This is a genomic window from Desulfitobacterium elongatum (genome assembly GCF_055378975.1).
Genome location: NZ_AP038772.1, coordinates 4,387,926 through 4,408,372, shown reverse-complemented (window position 1 = coordinate 4,408,372; position 20,447 = coordinate 4,387,926). Strand labels below are relative to the sequence as shown.

Sequence of the window (20,447 nt, the reverse complement as noted above, 5' to 3'; positions counted from 1 at the left end):
AATTCAGGGCTAAAACAACGGAACAATGGAAGCACTGTACTATAATAGTAATCAGAAAGAGAGATATACTATTAGGCCTGTCCATCTGCTAAGGGGGGTTAGAGATGGGAAATTGTTTCGCTTCGTTACACCAGCCAGAAAGGGTTGATGGAAGTCAATGGGATGGGTTTCACACCGGTCAAACGTATATTAGCTACTATCAGGTTGAGTCAGTCTTACTAGAGTATCCAAGGGTCCTTGAAGCAGGGGTCATTGCTCAGCATGATTTCGTGCAAAGTCAGACCTTAAGCGTGTATCTTGCCTTAGAGGAAGGCTTGGAGAGCGAGGAGGAATACCATCGGTTCGGCAATCAAGTCAGCGAATATGTTCGTCAACAGTTTTCTTTAGGTTGTGCGATATGTGTAAAAATCCGTGAAAAGTTACCGATGACTCGCTCAGGAAAGATTCTACGTACTGTATTACTAGAGTGGAATTAATGATCAAATTTATCTCAAATCTTGAAAATTACACAAAGACCCACTATAAGTTCCTTTACGAAGGGACTTATTGTTTTGTGGGGGTCCAGATCCTATTCATTTGTTTTTTTCTGTTCATACCCACTAAGCATGGCTTGGAGACGGCTCATGTCCTCGGTCAAGGATAGATGGATATGGAGGAGAATCGTCGAGCTAAAATAAATAAGGCTGATAAACTTGATCCAGCGTAGAACCTGAAATCCACCTAAGAGACGAGGAACCCAATCTAAGTGCTCACCCGCCCAGTAAGAAGACATAGAAATAAAGGCGACAAAGGCAAATAGGACAAGCCATGAAGAGAAAATGAGTTTTTGTCCGCTATTATATTTCCCACCTGGGGGCAGAGTTGAGCGAAGAAATAGGTGATAAGCTAGGAGGCGAGGAAAGCTCTTTATATCTTTCCAAGTGGGAAGGAGAGAGGTATCTTTGCGGAGGAGCATATCCACAAGGCGCATGGCGAAGAAACTCAGGGCAAGCCACGCAAAAACGGAGTGGGCAACGAAAACTTTGCTGAAGGGTAAGGACAGAAAGGGAAGAGGTTTATGGAGCTCTACCCCTGTAAGAATGAGACCGGATAAAGAGAAGGCAAATCCCCAATGGAAGATGCGCACTGCAGCTGGTTGGGTCAGAACCATTTTCTGGGTTAATTTAGCCTTTTGAAGCTGTTTTGCAACAGGTCTGCGAAGTTGGGATTGACACTTAGGTTGACACTTTGTTAGAAGTGATTTTGAGGCTTGAACGGATTGTTTTGATGTCTGCTTCATTTTGGCTATACCTCCGCACGGCAGCTCATTCCCAACGATAATCTATGCTGAGATCAGATGCGAATATCGAGAGAGTGAAGATCCTCTCCGTCAACTAGATGAACACTACATGAAAAACAAGGGTCGAAGGAACGGATGATTCGTCCCGCTTCTTTCAGTTCAGGATTCTTGATTTTAAGACCGATGATCGATATCTCGCCAACTCCTCGCGTACCTGCTTCATCACGGGAACTAAAGTTAAAGGCTGAGGGGGTAATAATCTGATAGTTCTTGACCCGTCCCTTTTCGATTCGAACCCAATGCCCGAGAGAACCGCGCATCGCTTCAAAAAAACCGATTCCCATGCCAGAATCTTGCTCCATTCGAGTATCGAGAGTTTCGGCTCCCGGCTCAAGCCGATTGAGCCAGAGCTCAGCGGCTTCTGCGATTTGTTTTGTTTCTTGAGCACGGGACCAGAGGCGGGCAACTGCCCCATAGCCAATGATTTTTTCCTTGGCAATTACGGCACGAGCAAGAGGTCCTACTTCTACCGCTTGACCTTGGTAGCGTGGGGCTTTAACCCAGGTATAGCCTTTAGGTTGACTACGGTCAGGTTCAGTTTTTTCTTCATGGGGGTGGATCGGCCCCGTTTGCTTATACCAAGCCGTTGTGACCTCTTCCGTGATGAGGTGCTCATCAAAGGGCTGGCGTTTTCCCTGGAGAGAGAGGCCATGAGAATATAAAGTACTCCCATCCGGATTGCTGAATCCACCTACAGAGAGGAAATTACCATTCCCCTTCCCTAAATCGACATAGTCTGGATAGCGCTCCACGAGAAGTTCGGCATCGGGAAGCATTACTTTATCGATAAATTCTATAATTTTTATAAGGTAACCTCGATAACGGTTGATCTTATCAGCATCGATATTCATCGTACATCCACCGGCGACGATTCCGTGGCCATGGGGCGCTTTTCCGCCGAAGACACCAAAGGCGGCATGAGCGTCTCGTGAGATTTCTATTGCCTGAAAGTAGTGAGCAGTCATCTCTTCGTCTTCCTTTTTAGAAAGTCGGATATCTCCTTCGAGATGAGGGATAAACGGTGCGATATCCGGACCGCGAAAGTAATCAGGCATGCACATAAGATAAAAATGTCGGAGGTGATTCTGGATAAAGTCGCCAGCAAGAATCAAGTTGCGAAGAAACTGTCCGTTAGGGGGGACGTGCATCCCAAGGGCCTGTTCTACGGCTAACGCCGCAGCAATTCCATGGGCAGAGGAGCAAATGCCACAGATTCGCTGGGTATAGTAGGGCATGTCCACTGCAGGACGACCTTCAAGGATTTGTTCGAATCCTCGGTAAAGGGTATCGGCGATAAAGGCCTCTTTGATAACTCCATCTTCTAGCCAAGCCTCGACAAGCATTGGGTTATGAATTCGGGTAACGGGGTAGATAATCTTCTTTTCCAGTTAGCTCACTCCTTGGAAGCGCATTGTGCAGAGAGCGTTTCTTCACCTGTTTATAACTAATCAGGCTTACGACGAATTTGAAACGTTTTGAGGTGGTACTGACGGAAGGATTTTACTTTTCGTATCGCTGGCCTATGCTTACCCTTGACTGAGGATTTCACGAGATTTTTATGGAGCCGCCCATTATAGAGGGAGGTCAGAAAATGGCCACCGATACCTAGCATTGCTAAACCCATCACACCTAGACCGATCCGATCTGTAGAAGCTCTGCTTCCTCCAGGAAAAGGGATATCTGGAGCATGAGTAGTGAAGGGCTCCATTAGGTCTGGGTACCCTGGCTCAGTGCAGCCGATACAAGGGGAATTGCAGCCAATTGGCCAATTATACCGATCGTTCCAACGTCGGATGGGACAGTCTGCATAGGTGACCGGGCCTTTACAACCCACACGATAAAGGCATTCTTTTTGACCAATATTCGTGGCGAAGATTCCTTGGTCGTAATAACGACGACGGGGGCAATTATTGTGAATGGTTTCGCCATAGAACATCTTAGGACGGCCGAACTTCTCAAGCTCCGGCTCCCCATAGAGTGCAAGATGGAGAAGGGTTCCCATAATCCAATCGGGGTGGGCAGGGCAACCAGACACATTGATTACACGCCGTTCAGGCAATATATTTTGCACGCCAGTTGCTTGAGTGGGATTAGGATACCCTGCAACTGGTCCACCATAGGTCGCACAATGTCCAATCGCAACCACATATTTGGCCTTTAGTCCGAGCCGTCGTACAAGTTCGATTCCTGTAATCATCTTTCCATTCTCGATACCCACATGATTATAATGTCCCCCATCTCGATGCAACATTGATCCCTGAACGATCAAGACATATTCGTGGGGCATTTTTTCGTACGTATCTAAAAGCACCTGATAGGCAGGTTCACCTTGCGATTGCATCATGGTCAAATCATAGCGCCAATCTGCGATATTATTGAGGATATCTGAGAAAGTGGGGGTCCAGATATTATCCAAAGAAATACTATCACCCGTACAGGTCCCCGTTTCGATCATAATGACGGGGAGTCTTCTCACCTCTCCTTGAGCGACAGCTCGCTCAAGAGGTGGGGTAACTAGCTCAATGAAATTGCCTAAGATAGCTCCTTTGACGACAAGTTTGAGGAATTCACGACGTCTTAGCACAGAAAACTCCCCCTTGACAAAGTAGTTTACCCCAAATTCGAAATAAAATCGTATAGAATAAAAAAAATCTCCCATAGGAGATAGAAACTAGAAATAAAACGACAAGCGGAGCTAAGACATATGCTTAACTCCGCTTGTCGTTTTTGGGTAACGAAGTGACTTGGTACAAATTCCTGCGTCCAGGGATTTATAGCGCAATGTCAGGTTTTTTGCGGTATTCTCCTGACTATGTCAAAATATCATGTAACGTGTCGAATATCAAGGAACAATTTTATGTTAGATAGGAAAATACTTACTTCTTCTTTTTCCCTTTTGAGGCATGGCTTTTACTGTGTTTCACTGAAACGACTCTATCTGTTTTCTCTTTAGCTATTTTCATATTTTGTTTACCAGAAGCTTTTTTCGACCTGGATTTCTTTTGAGGACCAGAATTCTTATCCTTAGAGGTTTTGTGATTCTTCAAGATACGGTCAGCTATAAACATTAGGCTAAGCGCGATGAAAGCACTAATGAGATAGGCATTATTAGCAATACTTTCACTTTGCTGCAGAAGCACCATGTAGCTTCCAATAAATCCGAAACAGAAAACACCCCACATGATGATATTGTCTTTACGTTGCAAACGGTTCACCTCACATTTCTTGTCCTTCTGAATATTTGCACTTTGAAATAATTCGCTATATCCTCATAAATTTCCTGCACTCTTACTGGACGATGACCCGATTCGAACGGAGTTCATATAATGCAGAGTAAAAGGTGATCTAAGGAGGCTAGAAGATGAACTTTCGTTTTTTCCCTTTGAAGAACCGGGCCAATTATCGAAGTTTATTTGTGGGTTTGGATACCCACGTTCCTATAGCACTAGGAGGCTCAACGGTAGGGATAAACTTTGATAACGCGGCAACGACACCCCCCTTTCTCTCTGTAATGGAGGAAATCGTTCGATTCGCACCGCAATATTCTTCAATTCACCGAGGGGCGGGATATAAGTCCGTGATCTCCTCTCAGGTCTATGAGCAAGCGCGTAATGAGGTTATGAAGTTCGTGGGAGCAGACCCACGAACAGATGGGGTAGTTTTTCTAAAGAACACGTCAGAAGGGCTTAATAAGCTTTCCTACCGTCTTTTGAATAAAAACAGAAGAGAGGTCGTATTGACGACCTGGATGGAGCATCACTCGAACCTTCTTCCTTGGCGTGATAAGTACTCGGTTGATTACGTAGATATCGATGAACAGGGTCGGTTAAGGCTGGAGGATCTGCAGGTAAAGCTCGAACGGTATCAAGGAGCCGTTAAATTGGTTACCGTAACAGGTGCGTCAAATGTCACAGGACATAGGAATCCGATCTATAAAATCGCGGAACTGGCACACCGCTATGGGGCAAAGATATGTGTCGATGGAGCACAGTTAGTGCCCCATGCCCCGGTAGATATGCGCCCCGCCCACTTACCAGAACATATCGATTTTCTTACCTTCTCCGCCCATAAGATGTATGCGCCCTTCGGAACGGGGGTTCTCATCGGTCCTAGAGATGTTTTTGAACAGGGCTCTCCGGAATACTCCGGTGGGGGAACTGTCCGTATGGTCACTTCAGATCGCGTGATTTGGGATGCACCCCCACATAAGGAAGAAGCGGGAACCCCGAATGTCATGGGAGTAGTCGCCTTAGTAGCAGCTATAAAGACACTGTCCAACATAGGTATGAAGAAGGTTCAGAGCCATGAGGAAAGCTTGGTAGAGTATGCCTATGCAAGGCTTCAAGGAATGGAGGGGTTAACGCTTTATGGAGGCGTTCCTATGAACAGCCATCAAGCCTCCCAACGTATCAGCGTGATCCCTTTTAACATTGAAGGGATGCATCATGAGGATGTAGCAGAGATGTTATCCCTTGAAGGTGGGATTGCAGTTCGGAGCGGATGCTTTTGCGCACAGCCTTATGTCCAGCGTCTCCTCCATATTCCAAAACGTGATATGGAAGGATATATCGCGAATCCGTCCTTACCCCATCCAGGAATGGTAAGAGCAAGCTTTGGGCTATACAATACACAGGAGGAAATCGATGGGTTTGTCGGTCTTTTGGGAAGGATTCTTAGGGTAAGGACTAAGTCGAGCAGAACGGCCAGATTAGGAAGGTAGAACTGAGAGTCCCCGGCATGCCGGGGCTTTCAGTTAGATTGCCTTATTCTTAAATAACATGGAGGTTTCCTCATTACCTGTAAGAGTTCCATAGAAATGTGAATGATAGTCAGCTACTGTAGTACATCCGTTCATGCAATGAATGTGTCCTCCGCCAGGGCAAGGTATACTCGGACCTGTACATCCTCTGTAACAGTGGACATGACCATTATCGAAAGTTGTTACGCCATTATAATAATGAACATGAGAGCCTCCCCAAGGGATTGTAGGGCCTGTCAGCCCACTTAGACAGTGGATATGCCCGTTTGCGTAGGAAGTGCGTGTCAAATAGGAATGAACGTGATAATCTGAATAATACATTAAAGCACCTCACTTCCTCGGAATAAAACATAAGCTAATCAGAAAGTTAAGAGCTAGGCAGTAGAGCCCAGCTCTTAACTAGAGCACGTCGATTTAGAAGATTATGCCCAAAGCAATAAGAATCAGAATCGCAATCGCAATAATAGCTACACCAACACCGACTCCTCCACCCGTAACTACTGGAGGGCAACATGCGCCGCCATAACCCATTCCCATTCCCATTCCGTACAAATCAAGTTCCTCCTTTCGTATTAAAGCAAATTTCTTTTAGAATACGATTCCCAGTGCGATAAGCAGAAGAATGATAACTACAACAATCGCAATTCCTGTGCCTACTCCTTTGCCACAACAATCAACACCACCAGCACCAAATGCCATCTGCGTATCCTCCTTTTCCTTTAGATAGTACATGATATGTATCGTCCTTAGTAATTGGCACAAAATGGAAAAATGATTTTTCTTTTCACAGATATTTCACAGTCTCGAAACAGATTGCTCACTTTTATCTTCTACACTAATCCTATACCTTTTTCTCTTTCCCTCCTTTGAAGATATACTTTCTTCAGTTCCCCTGTCAGAAGTGGCAGGGGGTTTTATTTTTTGGTGCAGTTGACTTTCCTTCAAAAATGGGGTAGAATGACATTCGGTAAAAAAATGCCGATGTGGCTCAGAGGTAGAGCAGCTCACTCGTAATGAGCAGGTCGTCGGTTCGATTCCGACCATCGGCTCCACAAGGTAATGAAGCACCGCAAGTGATTGCGGTGCTTTTGATTTAATAGAGATATTTTCCACTCTCCAAGGTAATCCTTAATTCTTTTTCCTAGAAATTTTAATTCTGTAAATCGCTGTTTTAATGCTCATTTTGAGAATTTTTTTCTTAATTTAATGTCTATATTTGTTGAAATCATTGACTTTGGACATGCCACGTGTTACTTTTTTGTAAGAGTCAGGAAGTAAAGCAATCTAGTCCATAAAATCTAGACGCTTTCTCTTCTAGACTTGCGCAAGAAGAATCCCCAGACGTGGGGATTCTTTTATTATATGCTAAGCTTTTCATGCATGGGTCTACATTAGATCTAGCTTCCAATTCATCGAGTATTCCTACTCAGATAAATAATTGAATCTGGGATTCGAGAGCATCCTGGAGATACTCTGTGGCAGTTATGATCTCTAATTCGGGTATAAATTCTTCTTCTTTAAAACCCATAACATCGACAGATAATTTACATCCATAGAATTTGACACCCTTTTTTCTTGCACCATTTAAGAAGTCTGTGAGAGTAGGGGTTTTGTCATCCTCCATCATTTCCTTGAGCATCGCCTTGCCAAGTCCGGCCATATTCATCCGCGATAGGGGCAAGTCTTCCACCCCTTGAGGTGTCATAAGCCCAAACATCTGCTCAAATAAGGATTTATCCTCCATCGTCATTTTGCCTGGATCCCGCACCAGCGTGAGTCCCCAAAAGGCGAAGAATATCGTGACATCGAGACCCATTTCTCGGGCCGAATTTGCGAGAATAAGACCAGCCAGAGCCTTATCATATTCACCACTAAACATAAGTAGGGTCATTTTCTTGTTCACCATTTTGGTTTCCATCATTTTTGCCTCCATTTCAATAGTTTGTGGTTATATGTCTTTAAAACTGTCTCTGAAAGATTTTCGCTGACTCTCCCTTAAGCAATTCATCGACATTAGCGATTCCCAGTTGGGTCAGCAACTCTAGGACATGCTGATTATCTGCAGGGGTTGGAGCATGTGCCTCGAGACCGTATTCATTCACTCGTGCTGTTCCGACCTCGATCTCAAGCAAAGCCTTTGGCCCTCCGACACACCCTCCAATGCAACCCATCCCTTCATAGAAGTTTGCTTGGATATCGTTGCTTGTTATGGCGCGTAGGAGCTCTTTGCATTCTTTGGTCCCATCGGCCTGGATGGCCTTGATTTTGACAGGCTTTTCAGGTCTCAATCGATTCAAGGTATCAGAAATGGATTGGGATACCCCTCCTGTTCGAGCATAGATCCGACCACTGGTTGATGAATGCTCACTCGGGATATCTTCCATTTGAGACGGATCGATATCCGTCGCCTCGAAGATTTGCTTAAGCTCGTGAAAGGTTAAAACGGCATCAACAGCGTCGCGAATATCTGGTTCCTTCGCTTCGGCCTTTTTGGCGATGCAGGGGCCAACAAATACGACCTTTGCTCCAGGATGGAGGCGTTTAACTCCGCGTCCGCAGGCAACCATCGGAGAGACGGAAGGTGAAATATGGGACACGAGGGTATCATACACTCGTTTAACCATACCCACCCAAATGGGGCAGCAACAACTGGTTAGAACAAAGTCTTGGTCAGTTAGAACATGCTTATCAAATTCGAGGGCTTCCTTGAGACTTAAGACATCGGCAAATAGGGCTACTTCGATCATTCCGTAAAAGCCAAGGTGTTTAAAGGCTGCGCGCAGTTGTCCCATGCTCACGTTTGGGCCAAATTGCCCGGCAATGGCAGGAGCAACAATCGCAAAAACCGGAACCTCCCTTGATTTCAATAGCTCGACGAGAGGAATAAATTCTTTCTTATCCACTAAGCTATCCAGGGAGCAAGTATCAATACAATGCCCACAATGTGTACAGTTACGATCCTGGATGACAACCTTGCCTTCCATATCACGAACAATAGCATTAAATAGACAACCTGCCTCACAGTTGTGCTCTACATCTTTAGATCCACTGTTACACTCTTTGACTTGGAATACGACCTTATCCGGGTCCCCCTTGCCCAAGGCATAGTGGATATACTGTTTTGTGTGTTCGTCACCTGTGGATTCGAGAGAATCGATTTCTGCTTGGAGATTTCCTTGATAAGAGGCTTTTACGAGTCGGCCGAAAATTTCCTCATACGTCAACTTAGTCATAATTATCCTCCTTGTATCAAGGATTAGTATGCCCTTAAGCTGAAAAAAACCTCGATACTTTACAATTTTGGTAGAAAATAGCGAGATTTGCCTGATTTGACTCACTTGCCTGATTTGCACGACTTGCAGGAGAGTGTCGATTGGATATTGACTTTATCGTCACTATAAATCAAAATAAGTTACATAGTGAAATATAGTGCATCTCGAAAGTGCGTAAAGTATCTAGAGTGTTATAATAAAAATGAAGGAAACACTAGGAAGGAAAAAGAATGGAGAAAGAACTTATTATCCGATCAATTTTAGAAAAGTTATTTCGCTTTCATCAAGCTGAAGGGGAAGAGCTCCTCTTGGTACTCAATCATTTGGATCCAGGTAATCAAGAGCTTCTCTTCAAGTATGCCCAGCAAACTCGTGAAGCGAACTACGGTAATAAAGTGTTTATGAGGGGACTCATAGAGTTTTCAAATTACTGCAGAAGGAATTGCGCGTACTGTGGAATCCGAAGGGACAATAAAGAGGTTGATCGGTACCGTTTAAGTCTTGAAGACATTTTGGAGTGTTGCGCCGAGGGATATTCTTTAGGCTACCGTACGTTCGTATTGCAAAGTGGAGAAGACCTCTTCTATACGGACGAAGTATTAGAAGAACTCATTCGTAGGATTAAGGGTACTTATCCGGATACGGCAGTTACGCTGTCTATCGGGGAAAGAAGCTTTGAAAGTTATCAAAGACTCTATAATGCGGGAGCAGAGCGGTATCTTCTACGTCACGAAACGGCTTCAGAGAGACTCTATCGCCAGTTGCATCCGGATATGGATTATAACGACCGTCGTAACTGTCTTAAGTGGTTGAAGGAGATCGGGTATCAAGTGGGAGCTGGCTTCATGGTGGGGTTGCCAGGTCAACGAAATGAGGACTTGGTCGAGGATCTGCTTTTTCTTCAGGAACTTCAGCCGGAAATGGTGGGAATCGGCCCCTTTATTCCTCATGCTAAGACACCGCTCGGAGAATATCCTGGTGGAACGGTCGAGAAGACCCTCGTTTTGTTAGCGCTGACTCGGCTCATTTTGCCAGAAGCCCTGTTACCTTCGACGACTGCCTTGGGCACGATCGATCCGCTCGGGCGTGAGAAGGCCCTTAAAGCGGGGGCCAATGTTGTGATGCCTAACCTTTCACCTACGAATGTACGAGCAAAATATGAGCTCTATGAAAACAAGATATGTACAGGGGATGAGGCTGCACATTGTCGAGGCTGTATCGAACGTCGGATTCAAAGCGTGGGCTGCCAAGTCGATATGGGAAGAGGAGATCATAGGAAGTTTAGTGAAGGTTGAAAAACAGAGGACTATAGATGTTTATTGATCATGAATATATCAAACGGGTGCTAAAGCGACTTCAAAGTGTAGAAAGGGAGCTCGATCTATGAACAACCAGACACCTATTGCAAACCAACCGCATATTGCCTTGTTCGGGAAGAGGAACGCAGGTAAGTCCTCGCTCATTAATGCCATTATCGGTCAGGATATCTCTCTTGTTTCACCCGTAAAGGGAACCACTACAGATCCCGTAAGCAAGACAATGGAGCTTATTCCACTCGGCCCAGTCGTGTTCATTGACACGGCAGGCCTTGATGATGAGGGAGAACTGGGTGGCTTAAGGGTAGAGAAGACCCTTAAGGTTCTACAAAAGACCGATTTCGCGCTTTATGTGATGGATATAGCGGACTTAGATACTGAATTGTTTCAGGAGGCAAAGGATAATTTCAAGAGATTTAAGATTCCTTTTTTATTGGTTATCAACCAAGCGGATCGTGTAAGCGAGAAGGAACGGCTCAGAGTTCAGGAGGGCTATCCAGAGGCGTTAATCGTTTCCTCTACGGAGAAAACAGGAATCTTTGAATTGAAAGAGGTACTAATCCAAAGGGTTCAGGAGAGTACGACAGAACCTCCGATTGTAGGAGACTTAGTTCCCTCTAATGGCATCGTGGTTCTAGTGGTTCCCGTGGACTCTGAAGCGCCGAAGGGTCGAATTATCCTTCCCCAGGTTCAAGTCATTCGAGATTGCTTAGATCATGGTATTAAAAGCTATGTCGTGCGAGATAGTGAATTAGAGTCTGCGCTTCAGGATTTGAAACACATCGATTTAGTCATCACAGACTCTCAAGCGTTCAAAGCAGTCAGCGAAATTGTCCCAGTTTCGATTCCCCTTACCTCCTTCTCTATCCTATTTGCGCGGTATAAAGGGGACTTGGAGGAGTTTGCTCGAGGAGTACAGGTAATTAAGAATTTACCGGATAATGCTCGGATTCTCATCACAGAGGGGTGCACGCATAATCACTCTCATGAGGATATCGGACGCTACAAAATTCCGAACCTACTTCAGAAGAAGATGGGTAAGACGTTTCAGTTTGACTTTAAAATGGGACAGGATTTTCCGCTTAATCTGAAGGAATATGACTTGGTTATACACTGCGGATCTTGCATGCTGAACCAAAAGACGATGGAAACGAGAATTAACATTTGCCGAGACAATAGCACTCCGATCACGAATTATGGAGTGGTTCTAGCCTATCTAACAGGCATCTTAGAACGTTCTCTCGGAATCTTCTCCGACTTAAAAGACTCTTAAGCTTCCCGCTTTTAAGTACGAAAGGATCCGGAGAGAAAACCTCCAGTGAGATAAAAGGGATTCAGAAGCTTCTTCGCGAACGTTCTTATCATCAAAGGGGGGGAGGGCTATGGTTGTCCCATTCGTTGTCTTTGATGAGGAATTTTTCCTGGATCAAGCTCGATTCCTTGCTGAGCTATCCCATTCAGAAGTTAAAACCGATATTACCTATCTCGGTTACGGGACTGAATGGCAGGTCGTTTACCGTTTCGGACTATACTATATTACGCTCCGGTTCAAGGTAAGCGTCAGGGAATCCCAGGCTGGCCCTGAGTGCGAAAAGAGCATTCCAGCGGATTATACACTACTTCTAGAATGGGAACACTTCCGGGTTAGCCCTCGCCATCATGGAATCGGAAGGAAGTTTGCCGATATCTTTCTTGAAGAACTGAAATTGACCCCGGTCAAACAAGTAATTCTCCAACCTAAGAACGAAGGGGCAGCACATTTTTGGCGAGCCGTCGGATTTAAGCCATTTTGTAGTTCTACGGATGATTTCGCGGGTTATCTTTATTTGGATTTGCCTGATGGGGCTATAAAAAATTGGTAAAAAAATTATTGGTTTTGGAGTTGAAAATTTAAAAGGGTTATGCTAATATAAACAAGTCGCAAGACAAGCCGATGTAGCTCAATTGGTAGAGCAGCTGATTTGTAATCAGCAGGTTACAGGTTCGAGTCCTGCCATCGGCTCCATAAGGAATACTTAAACACCACGAGAAATCGTGGTGTTTTTTGTTGTACTCTAAGGAAAGTGGTAGCCATAATAAAGCAAATGTCAGAGGGGAATAATGTTAATTACTCAACTGAATTCAGGAGGGAATTGTATTGATTAAAGATAAAATACTGATAGGAGCTATGATTGGGATTCTAGCGGATGTGATGAAAATAATTACTAATTATATTCTTTTTTCGCTCGGTTATTCAAAGGCTTTATTCTGGCAGATTGTTGCGTCAATCTTTCTCCGCAAGGAGCACCTCTATGATAAGTTCGCTTATCTCATAGGAGCTGTTGCAGATGCTACCTTTACGTCATTATTGGGTGTGATTTTTGTGTATGTAATTTACCTTTTTGGCGCAAAGAACTTATGGTTAAAGGGTATGGGGTTTGGGCTAGTTGTCTGGGTAAGTGCTTTTGGTATGTTAGTTAGTCGAATAGCGGGGGAGAAGTTACCTCAAGATCCCACTGGCGTGGTTGTCACGATGACCGCACATGCCGTTTTTGGTTTAGCGTTAGCTTTCTTTACCAAACTTTTTAAGCAAGATAAGCCGATATCGATTATAAAAAATAAATCCATGCATTCATATAAATTAAAGAATAAATAAAGTTCTATAATCTAGGAGCCTCAGGTCAGAAACCAATGTGAAGTTAAGCAGGACAAATAAGACATAGAAACGAACAATAATATATCCGTTTTATTAAGGGGGTCATGGATATATTGCGTCGTGCATCGCTTCTCACGGTCATAATTCTAGCCCTTTTATTAACGCTTGTTGGCTGTAACTCCCAGCCGTCGTTGAAGTTCATCCCTCCGGCTCAAGAGGGGAATTCTGAAGGCTTATTAGAGGGAGTTTCAGGGGAGAAACAAGCAGAACTCGTGCCTGAGCCTCAGCAAGAAATAATCACCCTTACGGCGCTCGGAGATATATTAATGCATAATACCCTGATTTGGTCAGGGGGGCAGCCTGATGGGTCTTATCAATTTAATTTCTTCTCAGAAGTCAAAGACTTAATCGAGCAGGGGGATTATTGCACAACGAATCTAGAGACAGCTCTGGCGGGACCCGCAACCGGGTACACGGGGTATCCTCTCTTTAACAGCCCAGATGCTATTGCTCAGCACTTAAAGGACTATGGAATCGATGGCGTGGTTGCGGCTAATAATCATCTCTTAGACCGAGGATATAACGGAGCCCTGAGAACGGTGGAGGTCCTAGAGAAGGCAGGGTTGGACACGCTCGGGACGAAGAAGAGCGCGACGGATTCAGGCGTCCTCATCAAGGAAATTCGTGGGGTAAAAGTGGGTTATCTCGCCTATACCTACGGAACGAATGGAATTGGTCTCCCTAAAGAGCATTCGTATTTCATCAATATCCTGGAAAAAGAGCGGATACTAAAAGATATTTCGGAGCTCAAGCCCCAAGTGGATGTGCTTATATTAATTTTACACTGGGGAGTTGAATATAGCCCTGAGCCGACTGAAGAACAAAGACGTTTAGCTCATCAGTTCTTGGAGGCAGGGGCGGATGCAATTATCGGAAGCCATCCCCATGTCCTTCAATCGGTCGAAGTTCTTAATATTGGGGGAAGGGACAAATTCGTAGCGTATTCTCTCGGTAACTTTATCGGAGACCAAAGGGGAGAAGAGAGAAATAGCGGGGTCATCTTAGAGCTCAAGTTCCTCCAGGAGAAGAGATTTTCCTCTAGTAACGGCTCAAGCTCGGACACTCCGGAAGTCGGCATTTCAAAAACAACCCGCTTAGAAGAGGTTCGTATTATTCCTACGTATTCTCACAGTTACTATGAAAAGGGCAAGCAGCAGTTTCGTGTGGTCCCACTGGAGGAAACCATTCGAAAGATCAAAGCCAATGAAGAAAAGATCCTTTCGACTAAGGATTTGCCTATGCTCGAGAATATACTAAAGGTTACGCAAGAACGACTGGGGTCGAATTATCACGTTAACACGAAAGGCTGATTGTTAGGAAATAGCAAGATTATAGGTATAGGTGACAGCTTTTTCAGGAAAATGTCTGTTCTCTCTTGTATATTTAAAGGGACAGACATTTTTTTGTCTTCAAAGAACCAGATAGCGAAACTCGAATAAGTTATAGAAGGGGAGTTGTGAGTATTGAGCGATTAGAAAAAGGAGAGATTCGAGTGGATGCTTTAAGCTTAGTGATGCTATTGGCCGTCGTTGTCGAGAAAGTCGTCGATCTTTTTAAGACTTTAGTTTATTCCATCCCTTTCCTACAGGATAAATTTCGCCCACTTACGTTAGAACTGATTAGCCTCGGGACAGGAATCCTCCTGGCCTATGAAACGCAGATAAATGCTTTAGAGCTGATCGGTATACAGACAAAGGATGTCTTAGTGGGAGTCATCATTACTGGGTTAGTCATTGGGAAAGGGTCTAATTTTGCCCATGACTTTTTCCATTACGTTTATAATAAGCAGAAAAATGGAGCGCCTAAAGAATAGTTGAAAAGGAGGGGAGTTTTACGGTTTACAGCATTACAGAGAAGCTGATTGTTAATAATCGCTCTCGAGAGGCCCTTGAACCTCAAGGGATGGTTATCCATTCCACGGCGACACCTGGTGCAACAGCGCAAAATGAATTCAATTATTTTAATAGTGCTTACCGAGGAGCCTCTGCACACTATTTTGTGGACTGGATCGAGATTATGCGGACAATTCCGGAGAGCGAGGTCGCTTGGCATGCGGGGTATACTGCTAATCATCGTTTTCTTTCCGTGGAGATGTGTGAACCACAAGTCAAGGATCCAGCAAGGTTTGAGGAAGTCTGGAAGCGCACGGTTTGGTTAGTAGCTGATGCGTGTATCCGATATGGTTGGATGGAAGAAAGGCTTTGGTCTCACCGTGGTGTATCAGGAGCTTATGGGGAAACAGATCATACAGACCCCATTGAGTATCTAAGCACTTATGGGCGCACTTGGGACGATTTATTATCGGCGATTGATAGGAAGATGCAAGAAATTCTTGATGAAGGCTCAGGAGGTGACAAGAAAGTGGAGCATATGATTTTAGTCGGGCGTGGGCCAGATGAAAGAGCAGCGGGTTACTTGGCAGATTTCCTCAAAGCGCCTGTTCTCTACCTTGATGGGGTTGGGCAAGAATATCTCGATGCTGCGAAGAAAATTTACGTTGTGGGGGGGGCCTATAAGCCAATCGAACGGGCTATCCTTTTATCAGGGTCGGATCGTTATGCCACCTGTCAGAGAGTATTGGATTTCATTCGCACGGGAAATTAACCTGAGTCCCCCTAAAATCTGCCTAAAAAATTGTAATTACCCAAAGTTAACAAGCATTAAAAAAACGAGGCGATCACTTCAAGGTGAATGCTCTCGTTTTTTTACATCTCTATTCATTTTTCCACTAAAGCCCGATAGGCAGACAGAGTCAGTTCCCCAATCCTTGACCAGGAGTAATGGTCTCGTATGTGTTTTGTTAACGGATCAGGAGAGCATTTTAGGGCTCGTTCCAAAGCCGGTATTAAGCTATCTTCTTCAAAGGGATTAGCGTAGACTCCCATATCCTTAAAGTACTCCATCGTGCAGCCCTGATCCGTCGATAAGACGACTGCTCCGCAGGCCCCCGCCTCGAGACTTGAAAGTCCAGGGGTCTCAAACCAGCTCGGCATTGCATGAATTTTAGCAGCAGCATAGGCTGAAGCGAGAAGTCGTCCTTGTAAGGTGCCGAGATAAATAACATTAGGAAAAGAGCGCACTTGCTCGAAATACTTAGGGTCATTGATCGGGCCCGCTAAGACGAGAGTAAGCCCCAGTTCAGAACAAGCCTGTGCCAGCCAAACTTGGTTTTTCCGTGAGGTAATTCGAGCGATGGAAAGGACAAATTGCTCTGGAAGGCCTGGACATTGCTCACGAAAGAAGGAGCCATCGATTCCTAGATACTCTTCGGGAAACCCGTTGGGTATAACGTGATAGGGAGTGGTGACCTGAAAGTCGTTTTGAATCATATCCATTTCCATTTGTCCGTTAGGCAGGAGCAGATCAGAATCCTGGAGCAGCTGCCCTCTCCAGGGCTGATGGGCTTCCCATTGAGCTAGCGCTGCAGAGTTTCCCTCACCTTTCTCTAAGAACTTTCCCATATTCCAATAGATAGGGGATAGAACAATCGGTTTTTGCTGTTTCTTGGCATTTTCAAAATACTGTGAGGAGTCGGAGACTCGAGTTGCGTTGAAAATATGAACCAAGTCATATTCCTCAAGTCGAACGTGCGGATCAAGGGACAGGTAAACTTGAATACCTAGGTTTTTTAGCGCTTGGGCTGTTGCTAAGAGCTGGACGGTATCTCCGGCAGGATTCTTTCGGTAATCCTGCCGCACTTGAAAAAGAACTTTCACATTAAATACCCCTTTGCAAGGCTTTAATCATTGTCTCAGGAGTTAGATTGTAGAGCTGGGCAACCTGCTCAATACTCATACTGAGTAAATAGCGCATCCCTCAGCCTGAGACGGGTATGCTATATTTCTGGAAGATCGATCTGAGTTGAGGATAAAGAGTTAATAGTTCGCCATACTTCATCTTTCCACTTATGTGAACCATCGTGCCCAAAATCCTTTCTTTGTAGCAATTTCACGTTCAATTTTCAAGCTGACCCTCTCTTCGAGGAGACGGAGGGCTTCTAGTGTTTCTTCATTCTTTTTCATTAGGGCCTCCAGGACCTCGGAGATTGGATCAACTTTTTCTCCTAAGGCTTGTAGCTCGCCTGTTAATGAAGACGTTGTTACTTGAATACCATTGATCAATGAGACGAGGGCCTCTTTTGCTTCCGGATTTTCAGGAGCGTTTTCAAAGCTGTGAGGTGTGTCGGTTAGGGTCTCGATTTCGGGGGGAACTTCCTCAGGAGAGACTGAAGCGATTAACTCCTCACTACTCGATGGGAGCAGTGGGTTTAGAAGGCGCTCCTCAGGGATTGGAGCTGTTGAGATAACGGGTAAGCCGACTTCACGAGCGAATAGAGGAGTAGAAGTCTTAGAGTCAGCGCTGAGCCAGGCCGTGTAATTGAGGACAGATTCTGTCTTTTGTACAATCTGTAAGGGGGAACGCTGGGAAGGTAAGCTCGAGGCGAAACTCCAGTTTTGGTTTTTGAATTGAAGTAATCTTGCTTGATCAGCGTTAATCAGTAAATTAAGAGCTCCTTCAGAAGGAATGGCTCCGAGTCCTTTCCAAGGGCCAGTGATATTAATAGCTGGGTTGGCCTCGATTTGCCAAGCACTCGTAAAATCATACACTCGCTGCTGAGAAGCAAAGCCAATTTCGAACTTGTCTGTTCCAGGTTGTTTCGCCGCCCAGAAGATATAGCCCGTATTTTGAGGGGTAAGGAGAACTGCCATATCGATGACTTCGCGGGGAATGTTTAAGATTTCTTGGCGTTTTGACCAAACATGGAAGGTTCCATTGAAGAGACTAGACATGAGAACGGAACGATTTCCTAAGGTGGTCATCATGAACACATGAAGGTTGGCCTTTGAGTCGATAAGTACGTGATAAAGAGGATGACCTGGGTGGACAACTTCGCCCAATTGTGCTGACCGCCAAATTTGGGCATTCCAGAAAAGATGGGTCACTCGCCAAACATCGGGAAGGGCGAGGTGAGAAGCCGCATAGAAGATATGTATCACCTTATCGACCGGAAGAAGAATGAGTCGATCATAACGATATGTCCTCGTATCCAGCTTCCCGAGCGTCGTGGTTTGATGTTCCCCAGTTGTGGAGATGATGGAGTAACACAGTTCACCTGTCGCTTTAAGGTAAGCGATATGAATTTGATTCTCTCCTTCAGCGAATCCCTGAGCAAGAAAGATGGGTTCATTGAGTTCAAAAAGGAGAAGGTTACTTGAAGTCGAGGATAAGCTCATGCCTTGAGGATTCGTCTCAAGGTAAAAGGATGAGCCTTCGTTTACGATCAGACAGGATTGAGACGATGGAGAAAAAGCAGGCAACTTTCACACCTCCTGGGTAGATACGCAAGGGCTGTCAGGTGACAGCCCTAGTGCGTTTAGATTATCGAGAGAATTGAGTCATCAAAGGATTAACGGATGCCAGGCACCGGACTGGGTAATTGAGGTGGGAAGAAATCGGTTGGGAAAGGTGTGAGATTCGGATTCAAGAAGTCGATACATGGCTCTTCGGTCGGGAATTCTTCGCAGAACGGTGGCTCTGGGCAATAGCCAAAGGCATCGATTGCGAGTTGAACAAAGCCCGTAAGTTTGGAGATAACGAAGGAACCTACGGTGATTACGAGGTTATTCCCTGAGATTAGCGCTGGAACGAGGAGCTCACTGCGGGTTTCAACTCTGAGGTTGAAGTCAAATTCAGGTCGGGTTGGTGGATTGTAAATGACGATATCCTTGAAGATGTCAGGTAGGCAACCTGCGATTGGGATGAGTACGCCAGCAGCATTTCTTACGGTTGCAGTGAAGCAAATCCGGACGGTAAACTGAGCTCTAGCAAAGTTAGGCCGGCCTGGAATTGGAGTGATAACGATACTGTCAGGGAGAATCACTCCATTGTTAAATGTAATGCTTACAAACGTGAAGGGGCCGCCGGTACCAGGGAGAGCAAATTCGAGATTTGGGAAACATTCTCTTTGCTGGCAGCTGAAGAAGACTTTTTCAACGATTATGCAGACTCTTTCTTGATATGGATCGAATGGAACGTCAGCCATGTGTTATTTTCCCTCCTTTATAGTGTTTTCGGGGTATTCTATTCAGGTTACGGCTCAGTTGTTACTGAAAAATTCGAGTTCGAAAAACAAACAAGGCGCAACCTCGGGGTCACGCCTTGTCTTTTAGCTATTTCTTATTGAAATTTAAGAAGTACTCTATTCCTGCGCGAAGACTTGGACATAGTAGTTGCCTGTGCTGCTACTAACGACTCCGACACCGACATGGGTGTAGGCTGGATTTAAGATGTTCTTGCGATGACCATCACTGCTCATGAAGGCAGCCATGGCTGCATCGACCGAGATATTACGAGCAATGTTTTCTCCTGCATAACGGTACTGAACACCGGCTTTCTTGATCATATCAAAGGGAGTCCCATACGTCGGAGAGGTATGGCTAAAGTAGCCATTTGCTTTCATATCACTTGCTTTGGTTTGTGCTACTCCCACGAGACGTAGGTCTATCTTAAGAGCAGACAAACCTGTAGCGGCACGTTCCTTGTTAATCTCGTCAATCATTTGTTGCTCCTGAGCACTTACCGAGGTTGCCGCAGGAACTGAGGCAGGACTCGTTGTCGGTTGAGGTGAAGGTTGAGTTGTCGGAGCTGGTGTCGGAGACGTAGGAACTGGAGCTGGCGTCGGAGCTGGTGCAGTGGTAGGTGTTGTGCTGGGCTGAGTTGTTGTTGGGATTTTATAACCATAATTTTTAAGCGAGATAACACTACCTGCCCCATTGGGAGAGGAAACAACCGGGGTTGTCGAAATTGATGGCGTGGTACCTGGTTGCGTTGAAGTATTCGTAGAAGTATTTGTTGGAGCAGTAGCAGGAGTCGTAGGAGTCGTTGTTGTTACGGCGGGAGTAATAGAACGAAGGGAAATCACAGAACCGCCGGATTGATAATAAGAAGTCCCAACGTTAATTGCTGCCTGTGCTGGGACTGCAAGTCCAAAAAGTATAACAAGTGTCTGTATACCAATAGATACATTTTTAATCTTTTTCATTTTTACCTCCATAAACATTTTTTT

General features: G+C 45.1%; 21 protein-coding genes and 2 tRNA genes. 11 read left to right on the top strand and 12 right to left on the bottom strand.

The window, feature by feature from the left end; genetic code table 11:
• Positions 1-104 precede the first annotated feature (104 nt).
• Positions 105-476, top strand: a complete 372-nt coding sequence (locus tag ACZ42W_RS20740) for an AMP-binding enzyme (RefSeq protein ID WP_464167154.1) — start codon at positions 105-107, stop codon at positions 474-476.
• Positions 477-568: 92 nt separating this feature from the next.
• Here ACZ42W_RS20740 and ACZ42W_RS20735 read toward each other — a convergent pair whose 3' ends face one another.
• The 4 genes from ACZ42W_RS20735 to ACZ42W_RS20720 all read right to left on the bottom strand — a co-directional run bounded on the left by ACZ42W_RS20735 (position 569) and on the right by ACZ42W_RS20720 (position 4,554).
• Entirely contained in the window at positions 569-1,279 is a 711-nt protein-coding gene (locus ACZ42W_RS20735) for a cytochrome b/b6 domain-containing protein (protein WP_464167153.1), read from the bottom strand.
• A gap of 53 nt (positions 1,280-1,332) precedes the next feature.
• A complete protein-coding gene (locus tag ACZ42W_RS20730; RefSeq protein WP_464167152.1) occupies positions 1,333-2,682 on the bottom strand; it encodes a nickel-dependent hydrogenase large subunit in 1,350 nt (449 codons plus the stop codon).
• 101 nt (positions 2,683-2,783) lie between these two features.
• Positions 2,784-3,923 carry a hydrogenase small subunit gene (locus tag ACZ42W_RS20725; protein WP_464167151.1) on the bottom strand — a complete coding sequence of 380 codons (1,140 nt, stop codon included), beginning with the start codon at positions 3,921-3,923 and terminating at the stop codon, positions 2,784-2,786.
• A gap of 292 nt (positions 3,924-4,215) precedes the next feature.
• The gene (locus tag ACZ42W_RS20720) at positions 4,216-4,554 is read right to left on the bottom strand and encodes a hypothetical protein (protein WP_464167150.1); all 339 of its coding nucleotides are present in this window, start codon (positions 4,552-4,554) and stop codon (positions 4,216-4,218) included.
• A gap of 146 nt (positions 4,555-4,700) precedes the next feature.
• Between ACZ42W_RS20720 and ACZ42W_RS20715 the strand changes: the two genes are divergently transcribed.
• Positions 4,701-6,059 carry an aminotransferase class V-fold PLP-dependent enzyme gene (locus tag ACZ42W_RS20715; RefSeq protein ID WP_464167149.1) on the top strand — a complete coding sequence of 453 codons (1,359 nt, stop codon included), beginning with the start codon at positions 4,701-4,703 and terminating at the stop codon, positions 6,057-6,059.
• 33 nt (positions 6,060-6,092) lie between these two features.
• Here ACZ42W_RS20715 and ACZ42W_RS20710 read toward each other — a convergent pair whose 3' ends face one another.
• Together ACZ42W_RS20710 and ACZ42W_RS20705 are read right to left on the bottom strand one after the other, a co-directional pair.
• On the bottom strand, positions 6,093-6,419 hold the full coding sequence (locus tag ACZ42W_RS20710) for a YmaF family protein (RefSeq protein ID WP_464167148.1): 327 nt from the start codon (positions 6,417-6,419) through the stop codon (positions 6,093-6,095).
• 93 nt (positions 6,420-6,512) lie between these two features.
• Positions 6,513-6,650, bottom strand: a complete 138-nt coding sequence (locus ACZ42W_RS20705; protein WP_464167147.1) for a hypothetical protein — start codon at positions 6,648-6,650, stop codon at positions 6,513-6,515.
• A 425-nt stretch (positions 6,651-7,075) separates the two neighbouring features.
• On the opposite strand from ACZ42W_RS20705, the gene ACZ42W_RS20700 reads away from it, so the two are divergent.
• Positions 7,076-7,150: transfer RNA gene (locus ACZ42W_RS20700), tRNA-Thr, on the top strand.
• A 374-nt stretch (positions 7,151-7,524) separates the two neighbouring features.
• On the opposite strand, the gene ACZ42W_RS20695 is transcribed toward ACZ42W_RS20700, so the two are convergent.
• Positions 7,525-8,019, bottom strand: coding sequence for a DsrE/DsrF/DrsH-like family protein (locus ACZ42W_RS20695; RefSeq protein WP_464167146.1), 495 nt, complete (start codon positions 8,017-8,019; stop codon positions 7,525-7,527).
• A gap of 37 nt (positions 8,020-8,056) precedes the next feature.
• Positions 8,057-9,331, bottom strand: a complete 1,275-nt coding sequence (locus ACZ42W_RS20690) for a [Fe-Fe] hydrogenase large subunit C-terminal domain-containing protein (protein ID WP_464167145.1) — start codon at positions 9,329-9,331, stop codon at positions 8,057-8,059.
• Positions 9,332-9,600: 269 nt separating this feature from the next.
• Here ACZ42W_RS20690 and hydE point away from each other — a divergent pair, with 269 nt between their 5' ends.
• The 8 genes from hydE to ACZ42W_RS20650 all read left to right on the top strand — a co-directional run bounded on the left by hydE (position 9,601) and on the right by ACZ42W_RS20650 (position 15,985).
• Complete coding sequence (gene hydE / locus ACZ42W_RS20685) at positions 9,601-10,665, top strand: [FeFe] hydrogenase H-cluster radical SAM maturase HydE (protein WP_464167144.1); 1,065 nt, start codon at positions 9,601-9,603, stop codon at positions 10,663-10,665.
• Positions 10,666-10,753: 88 nt separating this feature from the next.
• Positions 10,754-11,959, top strand: coding sequence for a [FeFe] hydrogenase H-cluster maturation GTPase HydF (hydF, locus tag ACZ42W_RS20680; RefSeq protein WP_464167143.1), 1,206 nt, complete (start codon positions 10,754-10,756; stop codon positions 11,957-11,959).
• Positions 11,960-12,068: 109 nt separating this feature from the next.
• The gene (locus ACZ42W_RS20675) at positions 12,069-12,548 is read left to right on the top strand and encodes an N-acetyltransferase (protein WP_464167142.1); all 480 of its coding nucleotides are present in this window, start codon (positions 12,069-12,071) and stop codon (positions 12,546-12,548) included.
• A 67-nt stretch (positions 12,549-12,615) separates the two neighbouring features.
• Positions 12,616-12,691, top strand: a tRNA-Thr gene (locus ACZ42W_RS20670).
• A gap of 132 nt (positions 12,692-12,823) precedes the next feature.
• Positions 12,824-13,321, top strand: coding sequence for a hypothetical protein (locus tag ACZ42W_RS20665; RefSeq protein WP_464167141.1), 498 nt, complete (start codon positions 12,824-12,826; stop codon positions 13,319-13,321).
• 104 nt (positions 13,322-13,425) lie between these two features.
• Positions 13,426-14,691: a CapA family protein gene (locus ACZ42W_RS20660; RefSeq protein ID WP_464167140.1), complete on the top strand. Its 1,266-nt coding sequence runs from the start codon at positions 13,426-13,428 to the stop codon at positions 14,689-14,691.
• A 182-nt stretch (positions 14,692-14,873) separates the two neighbouring features.
• Positions 14,874-15,194, top strand: a complete 321-nt coding sequence (locus ACZ42W_RS20655) for a hypothetical protein (RefSeq protein WP_464171122.1) — start codon at positions 14,874-14,876, stop codon at positions 15,192-15,194.
• An 89-nt stretch (positions 15,195-15,283) separates the two neighbouring features.
• Positions 15,284-15,985 (top strand): peptidoglycan recognition protein family protein, encoded by a 702-nt coding sequence (locus ACZ42W_RS20650; protein ID WP_464167139.1) that lies wholly within the window; start codon positions 15,284-15,286, stop codon positions 15,983-15,985.
• A 113-nt stretch (positions 15,986-16,098) separates the two neighbouring features.
• Here ACZ42W_RS20650 and ACZ42W_RS20645 read toward each other — a convergent pair whose 3' ends face one another.
• From ACZ42W_RS20645 to ACZ42W_RS20630, 4 genes are all read right to left on the bottom strand, one after another.
• On the bottom strand, positions 16,099-17,097 hold the full coding sequence (locus ACZ42W_RS20645) for a glycosyltransferase family 4 protein (RefSeq protein ID WP_464167138.1): 999 nt from the start codon (positions 17,095-17,097) through the stop codon (positions 16,099-16,101).
• Positions 17,098-17,286: 189 nt separating this feature from the next.
• The gene (locus ACZ42W_RS20640) at positions 17,287-18,699 is read right to left on the bottom strand and encodes a hypothetical protein (protein ID WP_464167137.1); all 1,413 of its coding nucleotides are present in this window, start codon (positions 18,697-18,699) and stop codon (positions 17,287-17,289) included.
• 89 nt (positions 18,700-18,788) lie between these two features.
• On the bottom strand, positions 18,789-19,424 hold the full coding sequence (locus ACZ42W_RS20635) for a hypothetical protein (protein WP_464167136.1): 636 nt from the start codon (positions 19,422-19,424) through the stop codon (positions 18,789-18,791).
• Between the two features lie 156 nt (positions 19,425-19,580).
• On the bottom strand, positions 19,581-20,423 hold the full coding sequence (locus ACZ42W_RS20630; RefSeq protein ID WP_464167135.1) for a CAP domain-containing protein: 843 nt from the start codon (positions 20,421-20,423) through the stop codon (positions 19,581-19,583).
• Positions 20,424-20,447: the final 24 nt, after the last annotated feature.